Genomic DNA, 22,662 nt, shown 5'->3' with positions numbered 1-22,662 from the left:
CTGTCCGATGCTGCTGCCGGCGCGCCAGGACTGGTCGTCGATCCGGAGCGTTGTGGGCCGGTGTGACGATCGTTGGGCGTTACCGGAGTCCGTCCCGAAAGATCGAGGGAACGTGCCTGCACCCGTCATCCTGACCGGCCGCCACGTGCGGCTGGAACCTTTGGCACCGCACCATGTTCCGGGGCTCGCCGAGGCGGGCGCCGAGGATCGCGATGCGTTCGCGTTCACCCCCGTACCGCACGGCCGGGCCGAGGCCGCGGACTACGTCGCGCAGGCCGCGGCGGCGCACGCCGTGGGTTCGGCGCTGGCCTTCGCGGTCGTCGCGACGGCCGACAACCGGGTACTGGGCTCGACGCGGTTCAACCGCTTCGACTACTGGCAGGGGCCGCTGGTGTGGCCGATCGTGCATGGTATGCCGACCGGAGATCCGCTGCTCGCGGTGCCCGACGCCGCCGAGATCGGCAATACCTGGCTCTGCTCGCAGGCGCGCGGCGCCGGTATCAATCTGGAATCGAAATTGTTGCTGCTCGAGCACGCCTTCGACGTGTGGCGGGTCCGCCGGATCGCGCTGCGCGCCGATGTGCGAAATGTGCGCTCGCGCATGGCGATCGAGCGGTTGGGGGCGACCAGCGACGGCGTCCGCCGGGCGCATTCGCGCGGTCTGGACGGAACCGTGCGCAGTACCGCGTTCTATTCCATCCTGGACGAGGAATGGCCGGCGGTGCGCCGGCGCATCGACTCGGAGCTGGCCGGTCTGCCCCGGTTGCTGAACGCCTGATCGCACCCCGGAAGCAACCGGATAGCGAATTCCGGATATCGCGTCGTGCCCCCGGCTCCTATAATTCATGGCACAACGGTCGGACGTCGAGGAGATCGGTCCGAGTCGGGTAACTCGGCGGCCGGCGCATGCTTCGGACCTCGTACCAGCGCGTTCGCGGGAGGGTCGATCGCCCTCCCCTCCAGGAGACCGCATGTCCGACCGGATCCCCACGCCCCCGTCCACCCCCGCCGCGCCGCGAGCGCACGATCGATCCCATACGCGGATATGCCTGACCGATGCCGCCCATACCGGCCCGATGGTGAGTCTGTTCCTGGTGCCCGAGCCGCGGGTGCGGGGCGCCTCCATGCTGCATCTGCTCGAACAGGTTCCGGTGCGTGATGTGCCGGCGGCGGATCCCGAGCTGACCGCCGCCCTGGAAGCGCCCAGCCTGCCCGGTGCGGCAATCCGGTTGTTGCCCTGCGTTTCTCGACGCTCCGATACCTCGGTGATGCGCCATATCTTCCATGATCACTACATCGCCGACGGGCCGATGGGCCTCGACGTGTGCGATCCGGAGGAGATGGCGCGACTGGCCGCACTGCCCGAACGTGCCATCGGCCCGCGCCGCATCGACGATTTCGCCGACTACTCCGTGCGGCAGGCGATGCTGGCGGTCTTCCGCTATTTCGGTGTGGACCAACGGATTCCGCTGATGTACCACGGCTACGCCGACCCGGGCGGCCGCTGGCTGGCGGTGCGCACGGCACTCGCCTGATCTCAGCCCGCGGTGACGAATCCCTGCCGGATCAGCCAATCGCGCGCGACGGTGGCCGGTTCGGCGCCGTCGACGTCGACCTTGCGGTTCAACTCGGTGATCGTCTCGTTGGTGAGCAGCGCGGAGATCGGCGCCATGACCTGCGCCACCTGGGGATGCGCGTCGGCGAACGATTTCCGCATCACCAGTGCCGCATTGTATTTGGGGAAGAAGCTCAGATCGTCGGCGAGCTGTACCAGATTCAGTGCTTTGGTGCGGCCGTCGGTCGCGGTGACGTCGCCGAATTGACAGGTCCCGTTCGCCGTGGCCGAGTACACGAGCGAATCCTGCATGATCTGCTTGTGCACCTTGCCGAGGTCGATACCGTATTTGCGGGCCAGGCCCGGAAATCCGTCCTGCCGGACGCTGAATTCGGTGCCGAGGCAGGTCGATCCGGTGCTCGGATCGGTATTCACCAGACGGGCATAGTCGGAAATCGTCTTCGCGCCGGTGCGGGCGGCACTGTCCGCATTGGTGACCATGGTGTAGGTGTTGTTCATCGGCGCCGGATCGGCCCACACCATGCCGTGTTGTGCGAGATCCGTATCGCGCACCGCCTCGAATTGCCGGGTGGAGTCCGGAATCGGTGTCTCGTTACCCAGATAATTGATCCATCCGGTCCCGGTGTAGTCGTAGGCGACATCCACCTGTCCGTGCAATTGCGCATCGCGCAGGCTGTTGGATCCGGTGATATTGGTGAGGTCACGGACCTGAGCTCCGGCCGCTGTGAGCGCGAATTCGATGAGGTAGCCGAGGATGTTCTGTTCGGTGAAATCCTTGGAGCCCACGGTGATCTGCACACCGTCGAGGGCGGGAATCGGCTCGATACTGCCCGGCCCGACCGGCAGCGGGACGGCGCCTCCGGCCTCGAGACCGCAGGCGGCGACCACGGCGACCAGTAGCGTCGCCGCCGCGGTGGCCGCGCTGCGTCCGAGGTGCCGTGCTCGCCGCTTCATCGCAGCCCCCGCGGTCCGAGGAATTGTTCGGCCAGCGCCCCCAGCCAGTCGACGAGCAGTGCGAGTGCCACCGCGAGAATCGCTCCCACCCACAGCGTCACGTTGTCGCGCAGTTTGTAGCCGGTGTCGATCAGAATGCCCAGACCGCCGGCGCTGACCAGGAACGACAGCGTGGCCGTGCCGACGGCCAGCACCAGCGAGGTGCGCAGCCCGGCCAGGATGTAGGGCACCGCGAGCGGGAATTCGATCCGGCGCAGTACCGTCATCGCCGACATGCCCTGTCCTCGTCCGGCGTCGACGAGTGCGGGATCGACCTGCTGATATCCCAGAATCGTATTGCGCAGCACCGGAAGTAGCGCGTAGAAGGCGATCGGCGCGACACCCACCCAGAAGCCGGTCTGCTCGGTCCACAGATAGGTGAGCACGATGAGACCGATCGCCGGCGCCGCCGCACCGATATTGGCGATGCCGACGAACAGGGGAGTGAGGCGCCGGTAGCGTGGCCGAGTCAGCAACGTGCCCAACGGAACCGACACCACGACGACGATCAGCACCACGGTCGCGGTGATCGCCACATGCTGGCGGACCACGGTGCCGATCGTGGTGGGATTGATACTGGCCTGCTGCGTCGCGGTGAGGGTGCGGTCGAAGGCCCACACCAGCACGCCGGCCGCGAGGGCCACGGCCAGCACCGGCTGGGCGAACAACCGGATCCGGTCGGCGCGGCGCTCGTGTCGCTGAACGGGACTCATGGCCGGTCGCCCGAATTCGCCGCGGCCGCTTCGTGTTCGGCGCGGGTGCGCGACAGGTGTGCGACCAGGGTGTCGATCGCGACCAGGCCTGCGTATTCACCGCGCGGCCCGGTCACGACGGCATTGGCGGTGCTTTCGGCCAGCAGCGTCTCGAGTGCCGCCTGCAGCGTCGAATCCGCCGTGACCGTGCCGGTCACCGGAACGCCGGCGTCGTGTAGCGAGCGTGCCTGCGCCAGTTGCGGTTCCGATACCCAGCGCAGCGGCCGGCGGTCGGAGTCGAGGATCAGCCCCCACTTCCACTCCTGAGCGGCCAGCGCCGCGCGCAGCGTGTCGACCGGATCGTCCTGCGCGGCCGTGGCGCAGCTGCCCAGTTCCACATCGGCGACCCGGACCAGCGTGAGCTGTTTGAGTGCGGCGTCGGCGCCGACGAAACCGGCGACCGTCTCGTCGGCGGGTCCGGCGAGGATCGCGGCCGGGGTGTCGTACTGGAGGACGCGGGAATTGTTGCCGAGCACCGCTATTCGGTCTCCGAGCTTGACGGCCTCGTTGAAATCGTGGGTGACGAAGACGATCGTCTTGTGCAGTTCGGTCTGCAGCCGCAGCAGTTCGTCCTGCAGCAGTCCGCGGGTGATGGGGTCGACCGCGCCGAACGGCTCGTCCATCAGCAGTACCGGCGGATCGGCCGCGAGCGCGCGGGCGACACCGACTCGCTGCTGCTGGCCGCCGGACAGTTGGCGCGGATAGCGGCCGCGGAAGGTCTCGGGGTCGAGTCCCACGAGATTCAGCATCTCGTCGACGCGCGCCCGGACCCGGCCACGATCCCAGCCGAGCAGTCCCGGAACCGTGGCGACGTTGCGGGCCACCGTCATATGCGGAAACAGGCCGGCCTGCTGAATCGAATAGCCGATCCGGCGCCGTAACCGGTCCGGGTTCACCGCGGTCACGTCCCGCCCGGCGATGGTGATGGTGCCGGAGGTCGGTTCGATCAGGCGGTTGATCATTCGCATCGTGGTCGTCTTACCGCAGCCCGAGGGGCCGACGAACACCACGATCTCACCCGCCGGAATCGTCAGCGAGATCCGGTCCACCGCCGGATCACGTTGGCCCGGATAGTGTTTGGTCACCGCGTCGAGCACGATCTCCGCGGGTTCGTGGTCGGTGCGGTCGGCGGTCGCGGTATCAGTCACGGATTCCCCTCGAGGTGGTGAGCCGGCCGATGCCCACGAGGACGGCATCGAGCAGCAGGGCCAGCACGATGATCAGCACCGTGCCGGACAGTGCCTGCGGGACGGCGGTCGGACTGCCCAGCCGGGCCAGGCCGGTGAAGATCAGATTGCCCAGGCCCGGCCCCTTCGCATAGGCGGCCATCGCCAGAATGCCCATGCTCATCTGGGTGCTGATCCGCATTCCGGCCAGAATCGACGGCCACGCCAGCGGCATTTCGATCCGGGCGAGGATCCGGGCGCGGTTCATGCCGACCCCGCGCGCGGCGTCCGAGACCGCCGGATTCACCGATGCCAGCCCGATGATCGTGTTGCGCAGAATCGGCAGCAGCGCGTACAGCACCAGCGCGGTGACCGTCGGCCGCACGCCGAGGCCCAGCACGGGAATGAGCAGTCCCAGCAGCGCGAACGAGGGCACGGTGAGGACGATGCTCGCCGCCGCGGTGGCCGCCGCCGAACCCCACGGGCTGCGATAGACGACGACACCCAGGCACACCGCCACCGCGGTCGCGATCAGCACGGACTGCACGACGGCCGAAACATGCAGATAGGAATCGGTGAGCAGTTGTCTGCGATGGTCCACCAGAAAGGTCCACAGAGTATCCAGGGCGATGACCTCCCAGAGCTCGGCGGCGTCCGAGCAGTCTATCGATCCCGCGGCGCGGGCGCAGGAAACAAGCGAGACCGGCGTGTGTGTACCGGCGCCGGATGCGGCGGAACCCTGACCGTCCCTCGTACGTCCTATATCTCAGGAGGCCGATTTCCGGTCGGGGACGGAGGGATTCATGAGTGCCACAGGTGCTCGAAGGCTCGGGCGTACTCGCTGGGTGTTGCCGGCGGCGCTGGTGGTGATCGGCGTGCTGGCAGCGGGAGCCGTGGTGGCCCTGCCCTGGTGGCACGATCGCACCGCCGCCATCGCCGGGCAGCGGCTCGACGATTTCCCGGATATCGATGTGAGCGCGCTGGATTCGGATCGCGGTCGCATCGTCGCGGTCCTGCGCACGGAATACGCACACCCCGGCGACGGACCCAAATACGCACAGGGCGCGGATGAGCCGTGGTGTGCCGATTTCGTCAGCTGGACCATGCGTCAGGCCGGCCGGCCGCTGTCCAATCCGAATTCCGGATCGTGGCGGATTCCCGGTGTGGCGACGCTGCAGGAGTATTTCGAAGCGAACGGCCGATTCTCGGCGCTGGGTTCCGGATATTCGCCACGCCCGGGCGATGTGGTGATCTATGCGCCCGGCAGTCCGTTCGGGCAGCACACGAATATCGTGCTGGCGGCCGGTGACCACACCCTGACCACGATCGGCGGTAACGAGCGCGGTTCGCTGCGCATTCACCGTTACGACCCGGCGGCGGTTGGCGGTATCGTCGGGTTCGGCCAGATGTGAAACGTTTTCGTCCACCGTTGGGCGATCGACGGGGATCTGCGTGCAGGTGATCGGTGGAGGAGTGGGAGCAGATGGCAGAGCCCGGCGCGCACGACGAGACCGAATGGATGGACTACTCCGACTTCGGTGAACGTTTCGTGGTGCACGCGGTCAACCGGGATCGGATCGAGGCCGCGGTGTCCGGGATGGCCGGACGGGGAATGAGTATCGGGCCGTTCTCGATCGGTCCGGCGGGGCTGGCAGGGCTGGTGGCGGAGGGCAAGGTCGGCAAGCCGGTGATCGCCCGCAGCGAACCGCATGTCACCTTCGAGGTCCGGGTGCCGGTGTCGATGCACCTCACGGTGACTCTCGGTGGGCAGCAGTTCCGGATCGAAGCCACCGTCGAGATCGACCTCACCCTGCACGCGCGAACTGCCGATCCGCTGCTGATCGTCATCGACATTCCGCGGGTGCGCTCGCGCGACGTGAGTTTCGCCGTCCGCGCGGAGGCGGTCGGCGCCGCCGTCGACGTACTGCTCGACCCGATCGCCACTCTGGTTCAGCGTGAGGTCGCGAGCCGGCTCAACGCCATGCTCGCCGATCCCGCTGCTCGACGCGGCCGGGTGTTCGACATCGAGGCGATCATGAACGGCACGCGTTCGGAGCATGTGCTGCGCACGGACTTCGAATGGATCGACTACGCCGAGTTCGGCCGGCGTTTCTTCCCGCTCATCGTCACCCCGGATCGGGTCCGCGACGTGGTGGAAGGTCTGGCCGGTCGCGCGGTCGAAGTGGGTCCGCTGCGTACCGGGCCCGGTGAGGCGGCGACGGTCGAGGTGCAGGGGGCCGTGCGGATGCCGCGGCTGGCCCGGCGGGACGGCGACCATCCGGTGTCGTTCGATCTGACCATTCCGGTCGGGCTCGACATCACCGTCGACGTGCTCAAGGCGAATCGCTATCGCGCCGAGGTGGAGGTCGGGTTGCTCCTGGTGGCGCGGGCGGGTGAACCGCTGCTCATCGTGATCGATGTGACCCCGCCGCGCAGCGCCGATGTCGCCGTCGAACTGCAGGCCGAGGGATGGCGCGCGAAGGTGCTGGGGTCGGTCGGCAAGATCCGCCGCCAGATCGCCGCGCAGGTCGCCCAGGTCATTCGTGCGGAACTGGCCGATCCTCGGGGCCGCACCATCGACGTCGCCGGCCGGATCGATGCGGCCACCTCCTGACACCTGTTACTTGTGGTGTTCATGTGACCGGATTGGCCTAGCGGTTCATATGTGCATGTGGTGAAATGAGTCCACGTTCGAGGCTTCCGGCGCGTGGATGACAGCAGTGTTGTCGTCGGGGAAGGCGCGCCGGACACGCTTGCATTTCCACCGGTCCGCGGGGTGGCCGGCATCAGGTGAGATCTCTATATCGCTGCAGCGCGAAGGAGTTTTCGATGCGTTCCGTTCCGATGACCCGCCGCACCTTGTTCGGATATGCCGGTGCCGCCGCCACCGCAGCCGGTCTGGCCGCGCTCGCACCCGCCGTCCTCGCACCGACCGCCTCTGCCGACAACGTCCTCGGCACCCTGCTCGACTATGCCGGCGGCGTGCCCGAAGCGGCGGCGATCCGCGCCGCGGGACATGCCGGCGCGATTCGCTATGTCTCCGACCGGCGCCCGGGCGCGGAATGGATGGTGGGAAAGCCGTTGCGCGCGAGCGAGGTCGACGCGCTGCACGCGGCCGGGCTCACCGTGGTGTCGTGCTACCAGTTCGGCAAGGGTGCCACCGCGGATTGGAAGGGCGGGCTCGAGGCCGGCAAGCGTCACGCCGACCGCGGTCTGCAGTTGCACCGCGAGGCCGGCGGCCCGGACGGGGTGCCGATCTACGCCTCCATCGACGACAATCCGACGCCGGTCGATTTCGCCACCCTCATCGCGCCGTACCTCGAGGGCTGGAAATCGGTGCTCGGCAACGAGAATGTCGGCGTCTACGCCAATGCGCCGACCATCGAACTGGCCAAGGTCGCCGGCCTGGGTTCCTGGTACTGGCAACACAATTGGGGGACGCCGAAGGGGTTCGTGCACCCGGCAGCGAATCTGCACCAGGTCGAGATCGACGATCGCACGGTCGACGGGGTGGGAGTGGATGTGAACAACATCCTCACCGCGCAGTACGGGCAGTGGTGATCACCAGCGCGTGGTGAATCGGCAGCTACCTACGTTTGGCAGTGGCAGGTGGGGTCGGCGAGCAGATCGGGTTCGTCCGGGACGACCGTCAGTGCCGGGCGCGCCTCGGGTGCGTCGCGCACGCCCATCCAGGACAGCAGCGACCATCGCGACAGGCCCGAGAACGCCGAGCCGAGGCTGAAGAACGAGCCCACCGAACCGACCGACAGCACCGATCCGACGCTGCCGATCGACAAAACGGAGTAGGCCGAGCCGATCGAGAGGATCGACCGTTCGGATCGGAACGACAGGATCGAGCGATGTGATCGGGTGGACAACACCGATCGGTAGGAGCGTCGCGACATCACCGAATGCCCGGCTTTCCCACGCCGGCCGCGGGGGACGGCGCCGGTGTCCGACGTGACGGGTGCAGACCGTTCGAGCTGATCGACAGTCGACATACCTAGCGGTCTACCACAGTCGGGGACATCCCACGGCGCATTGACAGCAAACGGCCCGGAGTGTCGCCTTCGCGACATCTCCGGGCCGTCGGGAGCTCGAGATCAGTTCTGCGGGCGTACCGCTGCGGGCTGCTGCACCGCGTGCGCGGCGGGCACCGTGCCGGCCGGGTTCACCGGAGCCGCGGCCTGGGCGGGGCCCGACGCCACCGTGAACAGGCCCAGCGTGGGCAGGAACGAGCAGGTGATCGGCGCCTGATCGGCGGCCGGCTGGGTGGTCAGGGAACCCGCGATCACCGAGACGACGCGACCCGGGCCGGTGTCCACGATGGCCGACAGGGTGGCCGGACCGTCGGGGTTGATGTGCGCCTCGTCGGTCAGCGCCACGGTGCCGCCGCGGTGGTTGTCCAGGTTGTACCACTGGACCGTCATCGGCGGATTCTGCTGCGGCGTCAGACCTTTGGTGCCCAGCGCGGTGAACACGAAGCCGGCCTGACCGGCGGCCGGTCCGGGCGGGGGCAGTTCGGCCGGACCCGGAACCGCGAGCGCGGTGCCGACCGAGTCGGAACCGGGGCCGATGCAGTCCTTGCCGATGGTCGGGTACAGGAACTGCGCGATGGCAGGACCGTTCTTCGGGATCTCGGGACCGCCGCCACCGCTGCCGTTGAGGAAGGCGACGATGGCCTGCAACGTCTGCTTGACCTGCGGCGGCAGATTGGACTGCTCGAGCAGCTGGATCGCCTGATCGAGAATGGTCTGAGCGCCCGGCGAGGCGATGTTGCCCGCCTGGGCGGCAGCGCCGACGATGGCCGGAGCCAGCGATGCGATCGCGTCGACCGGAACGCCCTCCGGGACCAGCGGAACATCAACGGCCTGGGCCTTCGGTGCCGGTTCGGCAACCGCGATCGTCGACGCGGCGAGTGTCGCGCCGGCTGTCAGGGCCAGCACGGACAATGCGAACCGCGTTCCTCTGGTGCGAAGCACTGGTGTTGCCGTCCTTAACCTCGGGGTTACCTCGTCATGTGATGCGAGAACATCGTGCGATGCGGGCATCGCTTCGCGACACTCTAAAGACAGTGCCGCCGTGTTGTACAGCCATGGGTGTGATCTTGCCTGCACCGCCCGGCAATTCCGATCACCGCGCCCGGCGCGTTATCAGAACATAACCTGTATCTTTGGCCTCCGCTTCGCTTCGGCGGGGTCTCGGCCCCCTAGGCCTCGATTTTTCCCTCCTCCGCTCAGTCGCTGCGCTCCTTCGCTCCGTCAGTCCAAAATCGAGGCGGGCCGAGACCTGCTGAGGGTGGACACGTCGTCGACGTATGCCCGGGGCTACGCACGACGGGAAGCGAGGGCAGAATTACCGCCCGTGACCCGACACCTCCGTTTGGCCGACATCCGCGTGGCCGGGGCTGTTCTGGCCGTATCGGTCGTGGCCCGTCTGGTGCTGATGTTCGTGCTTCCACACGGGCTCGACGTGGTCGACCTGCGCGTATACGTCGAGGGCGCGGCCAATTTGGGCAGTGGGCATCTCTACGACTTCGTCTATGCCGACAAGACTCCGAATTTCCCGCTTCCGTTCACCTATCCGCCGTTCGCCGCCGTGGTGTTCTATCCGCTGCATTTCCTGCCGTTCGGGCTGGTGACGCTGCTGTGGTTCGGGTTGATCGTGGTGGCGCTGTACGCGTCGGTGCGGATCGCTTTCGCGCTCTTGCCGGGTTCGGCGGCGGAGTCGGATCGGCGGGCGGCGGCGATGCTGTGGACCGCGCTGGGGCTGTGGCTGGAGCCGACGCGGACGACGCTGGACTACGGACAGGTGAATGTGTTCCTGCTCCTGGCCGGGCTGGCGGCGGCGTACTCCGCCCGCTGGTGGCTGTCGGGGCTGCTGGTGGGTGTGGCCGCGGGCGTCAAGCTGACGCCGGGGATCACCGGTTTGTATTTCCTGGCGCAGCGGCGGTGGGCGGCCGCGGTGTGGTCGGCGGTGGTGTTCGCGGCGACGATCGGAGTGAGTTATCTGATCTCGCCGTCGGAGACGCGGACCTATTTCGGGCCGCTGATCGGTGACGCCAACCGCATCGGCCCGGTCGGTTCGGTGGTCAACCAGTCGCTGCGCGGGGCGCTGAGCCGCATTCTCGGCCACGACGCGGGAGCGCCCTGGTATGTGGCGGGGCACCGCATCCCGTTCGGGCCGTGGTGGCTGGGTGCGGTGCTGCTGACCGTGGTGCTGGCCTGGTTCGCTTGGCGCGCGGTCGATTTCGGCGATCGGCTCGGAGTGCTGCTGGTGGTGCAGCTGTTCGGGTTGATGGTGTCGCCGATCTCCTGGTCGCACCACTGGGTGTGGTTGCTGCCGCTGATGATGTGGCTGGTGCACGGTCCGCTGCGTTCGATCGCGGGGGCACGGGTGGTGGCCGGATTCTGGCTGGTGACCACGCTGGTCGGCATTCCGTGGATCCTGACCTTCTTCCAGCCGACGATCTGGGAGATCTCCCGCCCGGCCGTCCTGGCCTGGCTGGGTGCGATCTACGTTTTCGGCGTGGTCGCGACCTATCTGTGGATCATCTGGGCGGGCGCGCAGCGCGGGCGGCCGGGCACACCGGTGTCGGCGCCCGCGGTCGCGGCGGGTTCGGTGGCGGGTTAGGCCGGTTCAGCTCTGATCGGCGAGGCGGTCGATCTGGCCGGCCAGCGCGAGATCCTTGCGGGTGATGCCGCCCTCGGAGTGGGTGGAGAGGGTGAAGGTGACCCGCCGCCACCGGATATCGATATCGGGGTGGTGGTTGACCTTCTCGGCGGATTCGGCCACTCGTCGCACCAGTTCGATGCCGGCCATGAAGGACGGGGCCTCGACGGTTCGGGAGATGCTGCTGCCGGTGTGGGTCCAGGCGGGTAGTTCGCGCAACCCAGTGGCGATCTCGCTGTCGGAGAGCAATGGGGTACTCATACTTTCGGTTCTACCCCAGCGGTCGTGGCTCAGGCCGCCCGCGCGAGTTTGAGAGCCTTTTTGAGATCTTTGCCCTTGACCCCGGCGGCCTGGCACTTCTTCATTTTCGAGACCACGACAGGGCATTTCAGGCAGCGCTTCTTCTTGCGGCAGCACTTTTTCTTCGGTGTGAGGTGTGCGACCTCCTTGGCCTTCACCTTGCCCATGCGGCCCAGGGTAACCAACCATGATGCCGGAAACGGTGGCCGACCGGGTTTCGGTACTGTGTAGCTGGCCGCATGTCCGGTGAGATCAGTCCACCTGCCTTGTTCGGACCCGCTACGGCGCGGGTCGGCCGCAACCCATTCATTCAGCAGGAGGATTCAACGTGTCGTCTGTCGAGTTCCGCAATGTCGCCATTGTGGCTCATGTCGACCACGGCAAGACGACGCTGGTCGATGCCATGTTGCGGCAGTCCGGTGCCTTCGCCGAGCGTGCCGAGCCGGTCGACCGGGTGATGGACTCCGGTGATCTGGAGCGCGAGAAGGGCATCACCATTCTCGCCAAGAACACCGCGGTGCATCGTCATCACGGCGACGGCAGCGTCACTGTGATCAACGTCATCGACACCCCCGGTCACGCCGATTTCGGCGGCGAGGTCGAGCGCGGTCTGTCCATGGTCGACGGTGTCGTACTGCTGGTCGACGCCTCGGAGGGGCCGCTGCCGCAGACCCGGTTCGTGCTGCGCAAGGCACTGGCCGCCTCGCTGCCGGTGATCCTGGTCGTGAACAAGACCGACCGTCCCGACGCCCGGATCGAGGAGGTCGTCGAAGAGAGCCACGACCTGCTGCTGGATCTGGCCTCCGACCTCGACGACGAAGCGTCCGAGGCGGCCGAGCTGGCGCTGGATCTGCCGGTGCTCTACGCCTCCGGCCGCGAGGGCAAGGCCTCCACCCAGCGCCCCGAGAACGGCAGCGCGCCGGATGCGGAGAACCTCGACGAGCTGTTCGAGGTGCTGCTGAAGTACGTGCCCGCGCCCAAGGGCGACCCGTCGGCCCCGCTGCAGGCGCACGTCACCAACCTGGACGCCTCGCCGTTCCTCGGGCGCATCGGGCTGGTCCGCATCCACAACGGCACCCTGCGCAAAGGCCAGAATGTCGCGTGGATGCACGGTGACGGCGTCAAGACCGTGAAGATCACCGAGCTGCTGCAGACCATCGGCGTCGAGCGCAAGCCGGGTGAGGAGGCCGTGGCCGGCGATATCGTAGCCATCGCCGGTATTCCGGAGATCATGATCGGTGACACTCTCGCCGATGTGGACAACCCGGTGGCGCTGCCGCGTATCACCGTCGACGAGCCGGCCATCTCGGTGACCATCGGCACCAACACCTCGCCGCTGGTCGGCCGGGTGCAGGGCCACAAGCTGACCGCCCGCATGGTGAAGTCGCGCCTGGATCAGGAGCTGGTCGGCAACGTCTCGCTGCGCGTGCTCGATATCGGCCGTCCGGATGCCTGGGAGGTGCAGGGCCGTGGTGAGCTGGCGCTGGCGATCCTGGTCGAGCAGATGCGCCGCGAGGGTTTCGAGCTGACCGTCGGCAAGCCGCAGGTGGTCACCAAACAGGTCGACGGCAAGGTGCACGAGCCGTTCGAAGAGCTGACCATCGATTGCCCGGACGAGTACCTGGGTGCGGTCACGCAGCTGCTGGCCGCCCGCAAGGGCAAGATGGTCCAGATGAGCAACCACTCCGCCGGGTGGGTGCGCATGGAGTTCATCGTCCCCTCGCGCGGTCTGATCGGTTTCCGCACCGACTTCCTCACCGAGACGCGCGGCACCGGTATCGCCAACGCGGTCTTCGACGGCTACGCGCCGTGGGCCGGCGAGATTCGCGCCCGCCACACCGGCTCGCTGGTCTCCGACCGTGCCGGCACGGTGACCCCGTTCGCGATGATTCAGCTCGCCGACCGCGGCCAGTTCTTCGTGGAGCCGGGCGCCGACACCTACGAGGGTCACGTGGTGGGTATCAACCCGCGCGCCGAGGATCTCGACATCAACGTCACCCGCGAGAAGAAGCTGACCAATATGCGCTCGGCCACCGGTGACGTGCTCGAGACCCTGGCCAAGCCGCTGCAGCTGGACCTCGAGGGCGCCATGGAGTTCTGCGCCGCCGACGAATGCGTCGAGGTGACCCCCGAGATCGTGCGCGTGCGCAAGGTGATCCTGGGCGCCACCGAACGCGGCCGCGAGGCGTCGCGTCGCAAGGCCCGCGACCGCGCCGCCCAGAACGCGTAGGAGGCCGAAAACACTAGAGTACGTCTCGTGATGTCGGGAGTTCGTATGCGTGCAGGGCGGCGCGTGGTACTGGTGCTGATGCTGGCGCTCGGAGTGCTCACCGCGTGCACCGCCAATCCGCCGCCGCCGATCGAGAGCACCGACAGTCCGAAGACGACTCCGGCTACGCCGACGAAGTCCACGGTGGTGGTGGCGGTCGACGACATCGGGATCGGATTCAATCCGCATCTGCGGTCGAACCAGTCGCCGGCGACGAATGCCGTTGCGTCGATGGTGTTTCCGAGCCCGTTTCGTCCGGTGCCGTCGCCGACCGTGCCCGGGGGAACGGATTGGGTGCCGGATGCGGCGTTGATGGTGTCGGCGGATGTGACGCCGTCGGATCCGGCGCAGCCGGATCAGTTCACGCTGACCTACAAGATTCAGAATCAGGCGTCGTGGTCGGACGGGGCGCCGATCGCGGCCGAGGATTTCCGCTATCTGTGGCAGCAGATGATCAGCCAGCCCGGGGTGGTGGATCCGGCGGGCTACCGGTTGATCAACGATGTGAAGTCCTCGGAAGGCGGCAAGACGGTCACGGTGACGATGAGTCAGCCGTATCCGGCTTGGCGGCAACTGTTTTCGGATCTGCTGCCCTCGCATCTGCTCAAGGACGCACCGGGTGGTTTCCAGCGGGCGCTGGCCGTGGAACGTGGGCTGATCGATCAGAATCCGATCTCCGGCGGGCAGTTCCGGGTGAAGCAGGCCGACGCGGGCCGCGAGGAGATCCTGCTCGAACGCAACGACCGCTACTGGGGTACTCCGGCGGTGCCGGATCAGATTCTGTTGCGGCGCGGCGGAACTCCGGCGCAGCTGGCCGAATCGCTGCGCGCGGGGGACGCCCAGATGGCGCTGGTGCACGGCGGTGTCGCGACGCAGGCGCAGCTGGCCGCGATTCCGCAGGTGCGCACCGCGATCATGCCGCAGGCGCGGGAAATGCAGATGGTGCTCAACGGGCGGTCAGGGGATCTGGCCGATCCGCGGGTGCGCCATGCGGTGCTGGGGCTGCTCGATCCGGCGTTGCTGGCCTCGGTGGGCGCCGAGACCGGCGCGTGGGTGGATCCGGTGCGGGCGCAGATCCTGGCGCCCTCGGATCCGGGATACGCGCCGACGGCCCCGCCGCGGCCGTCTCCCGACCAGGCGTTCGGGCTGCTGGCCGACGCCGGATTCGGCCGTGCGCCCGAGTCTCCCGCGGCGGGTAATCCGACGACCTCGCCCGCGCCGCAGCCGCGTCCGGTCGCCAAGAACGGCCGGACCCTGACGATTCGGATCGGCGCGGTGGACAAGGATCAGACCACGCTGGCCGTCGCGAACACCGCCGCCGACCAGCTGCGCAGCGCCGGAATCGATGCGTCTGTGCGCAGCCTGCCGGCCGATGAGCTCTACGGCAAGGATCTCGCGGACGGAACCGTCGATGCCGTGGTCGGCTGGGAGCGGGCCGGTGAGGATCCGGCGACGATCCTGTCCTCGCGGTACGGCTGTCCGCCGGTCGCCGCGCCCGGTCAGGAGGACACCTCGCAGATCGATGCCATCCGCAAGGCGCCGAGCAATGTGGCCGGGATCTGTGATCCCTCGCTGCAACCGCAGATCGACGCGGCGCTGCGCGGGGTGGATGTGCCCAAGGCGATCGGTGATGCGGAGCCGAAGCTGTGGGATCTGGCGACCGTGCTGCCGATCGTGCAGGACACCGGTGTCGCCGCGGCGAGTTCGCGGATGGACGGGGTTTCGCTGAGCGGTTCGATTCAGGTCGGAATCTTCGGCGGCGCGAGTACCTGGCGGCGGCTGTCGTGACCGCAACCGGCGGACTGGTTCTGGTACACGCCCACCCCGACGACGAGTCGATCGCCACCGGCGGCACCATCGCGCACTACCGCGCCCGTGGGGTTCCGGTGACCGTGGTGACCTGCACGCTCGGCGAGGAGGGCGAGGTCATCGGGGAGCGTTGGCAACAGCTGACCAGCGCCCACGCCGATCAGCTGGGCGGCTTCCGCATCCACGAGCTGACCGCAGCGCTGGCCGCCCTCGGTGTCGATGCGCCGCATTTTCTCGGCGGGGCGGGTCGCTGGCGGGATTCCGGGATGACCGGTACGACCGCCGACCCCAAGCCCTTGGTGCCGACGCACCCGCGTGCCTTCGTCGATTCCGGGCCGGCCGCGGTGGCGGAGTTGAGCGAGGTGCTGCTGCGGCTGCGCCCGCGCGTGGTGGTCGGCTACGACCCGCGCGGCGGCTACGGCCATCCCGACCATATGCGTGCCCATCGGGTCACCATGGACGCGGTGGCCGCGGCGGCCGAAAAGGGTTGGGATACACCGAAGGTGTACTGGACGGTGACCGACGCCGACGTGCTGCGCCGGCATACCGAGGCCTTGGCCCGCCGCACGGTCGATCGTCTGCCCGGGGCCCTGCCGAGCGGATGGCGGTTGCCGGCGGTGGGCGAGCTGGCCTGTGTGTCGAGTGAGACCGTGACCACCACGGTCGATGTCTCGGATGTGCTGGCGGCCAAGCGCGCCGCCTTGCGCGCGCACGCGACTCAGGTGACGGTCGCGCCCTCGGGCCGCGAATTCGCGCTGTCGAACAATGTCGCCCAGCCGGTGTTGCCGGAGGAGCACTACGTGCTGGTGCGTGGTCGTCTCGGGCCGGTGGGCCCGGACGGACACGAGGACGATCTGTTCGCCGGGCTGGATCGACCGTGGGAGCCTGCACCGGGGCTGGCCTGATCGTGGGTGCTTCGGCTTAGACTGCTGGGCATGTACAACTGGAGCCTGCAGGACGCCATCGTCGCGTTCGTCGAGAGCCAGAAGCCGAACTGGCAGGCGCAGCACGATCTGTACCTGTCGGTGCTCTACGGATTCGTCGATATGCAGAGTCATCTGTTGACCCTGCTCGGCTTCCCGCCGGTACCGTGACGGCCGCGACGACCAGCCGGACCGCGTATGTGCCCGGCGGGTCGAAGTATGCCTGGCCGGTGCTCGGCGGCGTGCTGGCGGCGGTGCTGGTGTTCGACGGGCTGCTCTCGGTCGTGCTCGAGGTGCTCTATCTGCCGCTCTACATCGGCGCCACGCCGTTCCCGATCGCGGCCCTGGTCGCCGCGGTGGTGAACGTGCTGCTGGTGCGGGGAATGGGTGTGGTCGTGTCGCGCCCGGCCGCGATGGGGCTGCCGGTGATCGCGTGGCTGTTCGGATTCCTGATCTGCTCGACCACCGGGCCCGGCGGCGATGTGCTGCTGACCGATTCGTGGACCTCTCCGCTCTTGCTGGCGTGCGGCATCGTGCCGGTGGGTTTCTATCTGTTCCGCCGCGCGTTCCTGCGTCCGAAGGCCACGCCCGCCACGCTCTGAACCGGTGCCGGTCGCGGGAAAGGCATTGCCGGAAAGAGATATCGGCGAACGGCTGTAGCGGGCCGGAGGGTCGGTTAGTCTCTCAGGCGTTATCTGTGGTTCTGCCGCCCGGCGGGTGGTGTGGTTAGGAAGTGGGGGCCGGTTGCTCAGCTGGCCGGTTGGCTCGGGTGCGCCGAGATCCGAATGCGCGCGGACATCGCCCGACAACAGGAAGATCACCCGTGGTTGAGTGGTCGAAGCTTCCTGGATTGCCTGTGAACACAAAGGATTCGCGCTGGCTCGGCCTGATGAGCCGGGGTGTGCGCGGGCGGGTCAGTGTGCGCGTGCGCCTGCTCGCGATCGTGCTGATCTCCAGCGTCACGTTGCTCGCCATCGGCGTGGGCGCGGCGTCGTATCTGGTGCGGTCGGGCCGCGATGCCCGGCAGTGGGCCGAACTCGCCAGCAGCACCGCGGCTCCCGCGGTCGCCATCATGGAGACCTTCGGCGAGGAACGCCGGCTCTCGATGCTGCAACTGGCGGGTGATCCCAGCGCCACAGCACAATTGACGGTGGCGCGGCAGCGCTCGGATGCGGCGCTGGCCGCCCTCACCGCCAAGGGCGACGAGGCGCAGAAGATGAATCCGGACAACTCCGGAGCCGATATCGCCGCCTACGGCCAGCTGCTCGCACAGTTGCCGCTGGTGCGTCGCGGCATCGATTCCGGCCAGGCACCGGCCGATCAGGTTTTCGGACTGTTCAGCCGCTTCACCGCGGCGATCATCGATGCCTCGATGCTGGCTGCCCGGGTCGCACCGGACGCCGGCATCGCCGTGCAACTCGGCTATGCCGTCCAGGTGATGCGGGCCGCGGAGGCGCTGTCCGAAGCCACGACACTCGGTGAATTGTTCCTGGTGACGAACACGTCGACGCCCGCGCAGTGGACCCAGTACATCAACTATCTGGGTGAATACCGCGGCCAGATCGCCTATTCGCTCTCGGTGCTGAAGGGCCAACGCGCGGATCAGCTCGACGCGATCGTGAACAGCCCGGCGTGGGCCCAGATCAACGAGATGGCCGATGCGATCGCCGCGCGCGGTCCGACACCGGGCACCGACGATGCCGACTCGAGTACCCGGGCCGGCGACACCACGCGTTCGCGTACGACCCGGCAGACCGCGAAACCGCTGCCGATGACCCTGCAGGCCTGGCAGGACGGTTCCGCGCAGATCGCGTCCGGACTGCTGACACTGTGGCAGGACAAGAGCCGGGACGCGCATGCCGAGGCGCGGGATCAGGGTGACCGCACCGCCATCGGATCGCTGGCCGGCGGCGGTGCGGTGTTGCTGGTGTCGGTTCTGGCCTTCCTCGCCTCGCTGGTGCTGGCGAACCGGTTCATCGGCCGGATGCGCCGATTGCGCCGCGACACACTGGAATTGGCCGATGAACGGCTTCCCGACATCATGCGCCGGGTGTCGGCGGGCGAGACGGTGGATGCCCCGTTGGAGGTGTCGCGGCTGGACTTCGGTTCCGACGAACTCGGCCAGGTCGCGCAGGCGTTCAACCGGGCACAGGTGGCGGCGGTATCGGCCGCGGTCGCGGAATCGAATACCCGCGCCGGTATCAACACGATCTTCCTGGATATCGCCCATCGCAGCCAGGCGCTGGTGCATCGTCAACTGGCGCTGCTGGACCAGGCCGAGCGGCGCGAGGAGAATGCCGACCAGCTCGAATTGCTGTTCCAGCTCGACCATTTGGCCACGCGCGCCCGCCGCAACGCCGAGAATCTGATCATCCTCGGCGGTAAGCAGCCCGGCCGGCGCTGGCGCAATCCGGTGCCGCTGATCGAGGTGATTCGCGGCGCGGTCGCGGAAAGCCTCGACTACACCAGAATTCGCATCGGCCGCATTCCACGCACCCGGGTGATGGGCACCGCGGTCGCCGACCTGATCCACCTGCTGGCCGAGCTGATGGACAACGCCACCTCGTATTCGCCGCCGCAGGCGCGGGTGGAGGTGCATGCCGCGGTGGTGGGTCGCGGGGTAGCGGTGGAGATCGTCGACCAGGGCCTGGGCATGACCGCCGACGAGCTCGACCGGCGCAACGAGATGCTGTCGCATCCGCCGGAGTTCAGTGTGGCCGCACTCTCCAGCGACACCCGGCTCGGACTGTTCGTGGTCGCGAAACTGGCCAACCGCCACGGTATTTCGGTGAAGCTGCGCGAATCGGTGTACGGCGGCGTGCGCGCGGTGGTGCTGATCGGAACGCCGGTGCTGGAAGCCGGCGACGTGAACGGTACGGAGTTCGAGGATCCGGGACCCGCCACCGGTGAGTTCGCCGTGCTCGGACCGGCGACCAACGCTTCCGCCGTCCGTGCCGAAGTGGTTGTCGCCGAGGATGTTCCGGTGACCGAAGTGTCCACGCCACCGGCGACCGATCCGGACCCGGGCACACGACGCTCGGCCTGGTTCACCTCGGCCTCCGAGCACATCGATTCCGCGCCCGCGACCGGGGTGTTCGGTGCGCCCGTGACCACTCCGGGCGTGGTTCGCGCCGGTGAGGGCCGCCCGCCGCTGCCGCGCCGGGTGCGTTCGGCCGATCGCGCCGATACGCCCGCGGCCGGCTCGAATACCGTTCGGCAACGCACCGCCGATCAAGCTCGCAACCTGATCAGCGCCGTCGAGCAGGGCACTCGGCAGGGCCGCCGACCCGCTGCCGAAACCGGCTCCACGGCATCACAATTCGACACAGACGAGGGTGAAGATGGCTAATCCCAACCGAAGTGACGTCGGCTGGCTGCTCGATGATCTGGTGAAGGGTCTCACCGGCGTGCGCTACGCGGTCCTGCTGTCCACCGACGGACTGCTGCTGGGTAACTCCTCGGAGCTCGAGAACTCCGATGCCGAGCGGTTCTGTGCGATGGCTTCCGCGCTGCACAGCCTGGCCCGCAGCGCCGGACACCATTTCGACGCCGGCGGTGTCTGCCAGACCATGGTGGAACTCGACCGGGCGGTGCTGTTCATCACCGCCGCGGGCGACAACGCCTGCCTGGGCCTGCTGGCCGCGGACAACGCCGATCTGGGCATGGTCGCGTATGCGATGAACCAGACCGTGCAGCGGGTCGGTTCACATCTCGCCGTCGACCGACGATGAGTCACCGTGAACGACGGTGACGCCTGGTTCGACGACGAGGCCGGACCGCTGGTCCGGTTGTACGCGGTCACGCACGGGCGTGGCCGCAGCAACCGGCCGGAGCTGGACATGCTGACCCTGGTGGTCGATATCGGCCGGGGCGCGGCGCTGCGCCGCCACGAACCCGAGTACGCCGCCATCGTGGAGTTGTGCCGCACACCGCAGTCGGTCGCGGAAGTCGCTGCGCGGCTGGAACTTCCGCTGACAATGACGAAGGTGCTCATCGGCGACCTCATCGACGACGGCCGCCTCGAATACCGCCAGCCTCGTCAGGACGAGGCATCCGACGTAGGCCTGCTGCAGGCGCTGCTGGACGGTATTCGCGGGCTCTGACACGGCGGAGTACCGCCGGCACTGCTCAGCGCAACCGCGCCGCAAGGCGTTTCGCGTTCATATGGGCGATCGCCTCGATCGAGACCATCGGATTCACCCCGGACGCGGTGGGGAAGCAGGACGCGTCGGCGACGACGACGTTCGGCACGTCCCAGGTGGCGCCGTCGGGGTCGGCCGCCGACATGTCCGGGGAGCCGCCCATCCGCGCCGAACCCATGATGTGCAGCGCGCCCATCGCGCACTGCCCGGGTTCGTAGCCGGCGGCGGCGCACGCGGCGGCGAATTCGGCGTGCGACCCGGTGCGTCCGGGCTCGTAGGCGGGGCCGGCCTGCTGGCCGGAATAGATGCGGCGTGCCCCGGCGGCCTCGAGAATCTGTGCGGCGCCGAGGATTCCGGTGTGCAGATGGCCGCGATCGTGGTCGGAGAGCCGATAGGAGACCACCGGTTCACCGTTCTTGTCGACGCCGACACTGCCGTGGTCGCGGTCGCGGGTGATCACTCCGAGGGCCACCGACTTGTTCAGTTCCAGCAGATTCGTCCGGTAGGCCGCCGCGCCGCGCCAGTTCATGAAACCGACGCCCATGCCGGGATGGATGGGACCGGTCTCGTAGATGACGCCGTAGCCGTTGCCGTCCAGATCGCGGTGCTGACGGCTGATCCGGGCCTGCATACCGCCCTCCCACGGCCGGATCGGCTCGTCGAAGACACCGAAGACCGCCGCGGCGGGATGCAGTCGCAGATAGTCGCCGATGTTCTTGTTGCCCAGACCCGATCGCTTCAGCAGCGCCGGGGTCTGCACCGCACCGGCGGCCACGACCACGGCGCGGGCCCGCACCTCGATCGGGGCGCCGTTCGAGCTCACGGCCGAGACTCCCTCTGCGCGACCGTTGTTCACGAGGATGCGCCGCACATTCGCGTCGACGACGAACCGGGCGCCGTGCTCGGCGGCATCGGCGAGCCAGGTCTTGGTGACCGACTGCTTGGCGCCGATGCGGCAGCCGTAGGGGCAGCGACCGCATTCGACCCCGGCGTCGCACGCGTCGCCGACATTGCGGGGCAGGGTGTCGATATGCCAGCCCAGAGCGGTGGCGCCGCGTTCCAGCACGCTGTCGCGCGCCGAGAGCGGGGAGTGGCGGTCGTTGACGCCGAGACGGCCGGTCACCGCGTCGAGGGCGGCGGTGAATTCGTCCTGCGCGAACTGCGGCACACCGAGTCCGGCCCATTCGGCGCGCACCTCGTCGGGCGTGCGCAGCGAGGTGCTCCAGTTGACCACCGTGCCGCCGCCCAGGCAGGTGCCCGCGACCAGGGTGATCTGGCCTTCGCTGGTGGCGGGCGGGCCGGGTGCGTACAGATTGAGCAGGGCGTCGAGTTCCCCGGTGCCGAAATCCCGGTCGTCGTAATAGTTTCCGCGTTCCAGCACGATGACGTCGAGACCCGCCTCGGCCAGTACGGCGGCGGCGGTGCCACCGCCGGCCCCCGAACCGACGATGACGACATCGCAGGTCAGTGTGGTCGCTGCGGTCGGACGCAGCACGGAGAGGGCGGGCGCCGGCGCCGAGGCGAGCGTGCCGGGCGGGCCCGGATAGTCGATGGCCTTCCACAGCGGGTGGCTACCCGTGGGGCCCGGCGTGACGTTGTAGGACAGCAGAGCGGCCTGCTTGAGCGCCTGAAACAGCTTGCGCTTCAGCGCGATTCGGGAATCGCCGAGGCGGAGCAGGGTGCGCTCGCGCTCGTCGGCGGTCAGCGCCGAGAAGCGCCGGCCCCGGTTGCCGAGCAGTACCCCCGCCAATCGGGAATCCCACAGATCGAGCAGGGTGGCGAGCTGTTTCGCCTCGGAGGGGCGCGGGTTGCGGCTCAGGATGTCGAAAACCGTAGCCACGGAACCTAATTCGGTCGCCGACGGCAAACTCAGCCCGTCGCCCGGTGTGAACGTATCGCAGATCAGGCCCAGGGCTGCGCGCTGCTTCGCTGTCGGATCCATAAAAGCTCACCTTTCACAACACTGGGGTGAGTTGTATCACGATGCGTGAATCCGCGCTTACTTATCTGCCACATACACGCAGATATGGCTCATTTTCCGGGTGCGACGCCGAGTTTTG

23 protein-coding genes are annotated in these 22,662 nt (G+C 68.0%); 14 read left to right on the top strand and 9 right to left on the bottom strand.

The window, feature by feature from the left end; all coding sequences use genetic code 11:
* The first annotated feature begins 112 nt into the window (after nucleotides 1-112).
* Nucleotides 113-778, top strand: a complete 666-nt coding sequence (locus NN2_RS09885; RefSeq protein ID WP_063012406.1) for a GNAT family N-acetyltransferase — start codon at nucleotides 113-115, stop codon at nucleotides 776-778.
* Nucleotides 779-971: 193 nt separating this feature from the next.
* Entirely contained in the window at nucleotides 972-1,535 is a 564-nt protein-coding gene (locus NN2_RS09880; RefSeq protein ID WP_227463024.1) for a hypothetical protein, read from the top strand.
* A 2-nt stretch (nucleotides 1,536-1,537) separates the two neighbouring features.
* Here the strand turns inward: NN2_RS09880 and NN2_RS09875 are convergent, their stop codons facing one another.
* From NN2_RS09875 to NN2_RS09860, 4 genes are read right to left on the bottom strand one after another with little or no spacing between them, the layout of a single operon-like run.
* Nucleotides 1,538-2,530 carry a glycine betaine ABC transporter substrate-binding protein gene (locus NN2_RS09875; RefSeq protein WP_063012404.1) on the bottom strand — a complete coding sequence of 331 codons (993 nt, stop codon included), beginning with the start codon at nucleotides 2,528-2,530 and terminating at the stop codon, nucleotides 1,538-1,540.
* Nucleotides 2,527-3,282: an ABC transporter permease gene (locus NN2_RS09870; protein WP_063012402.1), complete on the bottom strand. Its 756-nt coding sequence runs from the start codon at nucleotides 3,280-3,282 to the stop codon at nucleotides 2,527-2,529. Before NN2_RS09870 ends, NN2_RS09875 begins: the two co-directional genes overlap by 4 nt.
* The gene (locus tag NN2_RS09865) at nucleotides 3,279-4,469 is read right to left on the bottom strand and encodes an ABC transporter ATP-binding protein (protein ID WP_063012400.1); all 1,191 of its coding nucleotides are present in this window, start codon (nucleotides 4,467-4,469) and stop codon (nucleotides 3,279-3,281) included. The genes NN2_RS09870 and NN2_RS09865 overlap by 4 nt, the downstream gene beginning before the upstream one ends.
* Nucleotides 4,462-5,112, bottom strand: a complete 651-nt coding sequence (locus NN2_RS09860) for an ABC transporter permease (protein WP_082856882.1) — start codon at nucleotides 5,110-5,112, stop codon at nucleotides 4,462-4,464. Before NN2_RS09860 ends, NN2_RS09865 begins: the two co-directional genes overlap by 8 nt.
* A gap of 178 nt (nucleotides 5,113-5,290) precedes the next feature.
* On the opposite strand from NN2_RS09860, the gene NN2_RS09855 reads away from it, so the two are divergent.
* From NN2_RS09855 to NN2_RS09845, 3 genes are all read left to right on the top strand, one after another.
* The gene (locus NN2_RS09855) at nucleotides 5,291-5,899 is read left to right on the top strand and encodes a CHAP domain-containing protein (protein ID WP_063012396.1); all 609 of its coding nucleotides are present in this window, start codon (nucleotides 5,291-5,293) and stop codon (nucleotides 5,897-5,899) included.
* Between the two features lie 71 nt (nucleotides 5,900-5,970).
* Nucleotides 5,971-7,101, top strand: coding sequence for a hypothetical protein (locus NN2_RS09850; RefSeq protein ID WP_030514855.1), 1,131 nt, complete (start codon nucleotides 5,971-5,973; stop codon nucleotides 7,099-7,101).
* Between the two features lie 215 nt (nucleotides 7,102-7,316).
* Nucleotides 7,317-8,048, top strand: a complete 732-nt coding sequence (locus NN2_RS09845) for a DUF1906 domain-containing protein (protein ID WP_063012394.1) — start codon at nucleotides 7,317-7,319, stop codon at nucleotides 8,046-8,048.
* 29 nt (nucleotides 8,049-8,077) lie between these two features.
* Here the strand turns inward: NN2_RS09845 and NN2_RS09840 are convergent, their stop codons facing one another.
* Together NN2_RS09840 and NN2_RS09835 are read right to left on the bottom strand one after the other, a co-directional pair.
* Nucleotides 8,078-8,392, bottom strand: a complete 315-nt coding sequence (locus NN2_RS09840; protein ID WP_063012524.1) for a hypothetical protein — start codon at nucleotides 8,390-8,392, stop codon at nucleotides 8,078-8,080.
* 198 nt (nucleotides 8,393-8,590) lie between these two features.
* Nucleotides 8,591-9,469 (bottom strand): Rv1157c family protein, encoded by an 879-nt coding sequence (locus NN2_RS09835; RefSeq protein ID WP_227462863.1) that lies wholly within the window; start codon nucleotides 9,467-9,469, stop codon nucleotides 8,591-8,593.
* 382 nt (nucleotides 9,470-9,851) lie between these two features.
* Between NN2_RS09835 and NN2_RS09830 the strand changes: the two genes are divergently transcribed.
* The gene (locus NN2_RS09830; protein WP_063012392.1) at nucleotides 9,852-11,120 is read left to right on the top strand and encodes a mannosyltransferase; all 1,269 of its coding nucleotides are present in this window, start codon (nucleotides 9,852-9,854) and stop codon (nucleotides 11,118-11,120) included.
* Nucleotides 11,121-11,126: 6 nt separating this feature from the next.
* Here NN2_RS09830 and NN2_RS09825 read toward each other — a convergent pair whose 3' ends face one another.
* Nucleotides 11,127-11,420 carry a 4a-hydroxytetrahydrobiopterin dehydratase gene (locus tag NN2_RS09825; protein WP_030514860.1) on the bottom strand — a complete coding sequence of 98 codons (294 nt, stop codon included), beginning with the start codon at nucleotides 11,418-11,420 and terminating at the stop codon, nucleotides 11,127-11,129.
* A 29-nt stretch (nucleotides 11,421-11,449) separates the two neighbouring features.
* Nucleotides 11,450-11,626, bottom strand: coding sequence for a hypothetical protein (locus NN2_RS37695; RefSeq protein ID WP_086006963.1), 177 nt, complete (start codon nucleotides 11,624-11,626; stop codon nucleotides 11,450-11,452).
* 161 nt (nucleotides 11,627-11,787) lie between these two features.
* Here NN2_RS37695 and typA point away from each other — a divergent pair, with 161 nt between their 5' ends.
* From typA to NN2_RS09790, 8 genes are all read left to right on the top strand, one after another.
* Nucleotides 11,788-13,689, top strand: a complete 1,902-nt coding sequence (gene typA, locus NN2_RS09820; protein ID WP_063012390.1) for a translational GTPase TypA — start codon at nucleotides 11,788-11,790, stop codon at nucleotides 13,687-13,689.
* Nucleotides 13,690-13,734: 45 nt separating this feature from the next.
* Nucleotides 13,735-15,516: an ABC transporter family substrate-binding protein gene (locus NN2_RS09815; RefSeq protein WP_245007556.1), complete on the top strand. Its 1,782-nt coding sequence runs from the start codon at nucleotides 13,735-13,737 to the stop codon at nucleotides 15,514-15,516.
* Entirely contained in the window at nucleotides 15,513-16,442 is a 930-nt protein-coding gene (gene mshB / locus NN2_RS09810) for an N-acetyl-1-D-myo-inositol-2-amino-2-deoxy-alpha-D-glucopyranoside deacetylase (RefSeq protein ID WP_227462865.1), read from the top strand. Before NN2_RS09815 ends, mshB begins: the two co-directional genes overlap by 4 nt.
* 30 nt (nucleotides 16,443-16,472) lie before the next feature.
* Complete coding sequence (locus NN2_RS37690; RefSeq protein WP_167331885.1) at nucleotides 16,473-16,631, top strand: hypothetical protein; 159 nt, start codon at nucleotides 16,473-16,475, stop codon at nucleotides 16,629-16,631.
* Nucleotides 16,628-17,062 (top strand): hypothetical protein, encoded by a 435-nt coding sequence (locus tag NN2_RS09805; RefSeq protein ID WP_227462866.1) that lies wholly within the window; start codon nucleotides 16,628-16,630, stop codon nucleotides 17,060-17,062. The genes NN2_RS37690 and NN2_RS09805 overlap by 4 nt, the downstream gene beginning before the upstream one ends.
* 254 nt (nucleotides 17,063-17,316) lie before the next feature.
* Complete coding sequence (locus tag NN2_RS09800; RefSeq protein ID WP_227462867.1) at nucleotides 17,317-19,809, top strand: sensor histidine kinase; 2,493 nt, start codon at nucleotides 17,317-17,319, stop codon at nucleotides 19,807-19,809.
* Nucleotides 19,802-20,191 (top strand): roadblock/LC7 domain-containing protein, encoded by a 390-nt coding sequence (locus NN2_RS09795; protein WP_030514865.1) that lies wholly within the window; start codon nucleotides 19,802-19,804, stop codon nucleotides 20,189-20,191. Before NN2_RS09800 ends, NN2_RS09795 begins: the two co-directional genes overlap by 8 nt.
* Before the next feature lie 6 nt (nucleotides 20,192-20,197).
* The gene (locus tag NN2_RS09790; RefSeq protein ID WP_063012386.1) at nucleotides 20,198-20,563 is read left to right on the top strand and encodes a DUF742 domain-containing protein; all 366 of its coding nucleotides are present in this window, start codon (nucleotides 20,198-20,200) and stop codon (nucleotides 20,561-20,563) included.
* Nucleotides 20,564-20,588: 25 nt separating this feature from the next.
* Here the strand turns inward: NN2_RS09790 and NN2_RS09785 are convergent, their stop codons facing one another.
* Nucleotides 20,589-22,544, bottom strand: coding sequence for a GMC family oxidoreductase (locus NN2_RS09785; RefSeq protein WP_063012383.1), 1,956 nt, complete (start codon nucleotides 22,542-22,544; stop codon nucleotides 20,589-20,591).
* Between the last annotated feature and the right edge of the window lie 118 nt (nucleotides 22,545-22,662).

Origin of the sequence: Nocardia nova NBRC 15556, assembly GCF_001613005.1 — a bacterium.
GTDB lineage: Bacteria > Actinomycetota > Actinomycetes > Mycobacteriales > Mycobacteriaceae > Nocardia > Nocardia nova.
The sequence above is the reverse complement of the archived record's forward strand: the minus strand, read 5'-3'. Positions and strand labels throughout refer to the sequence as shown.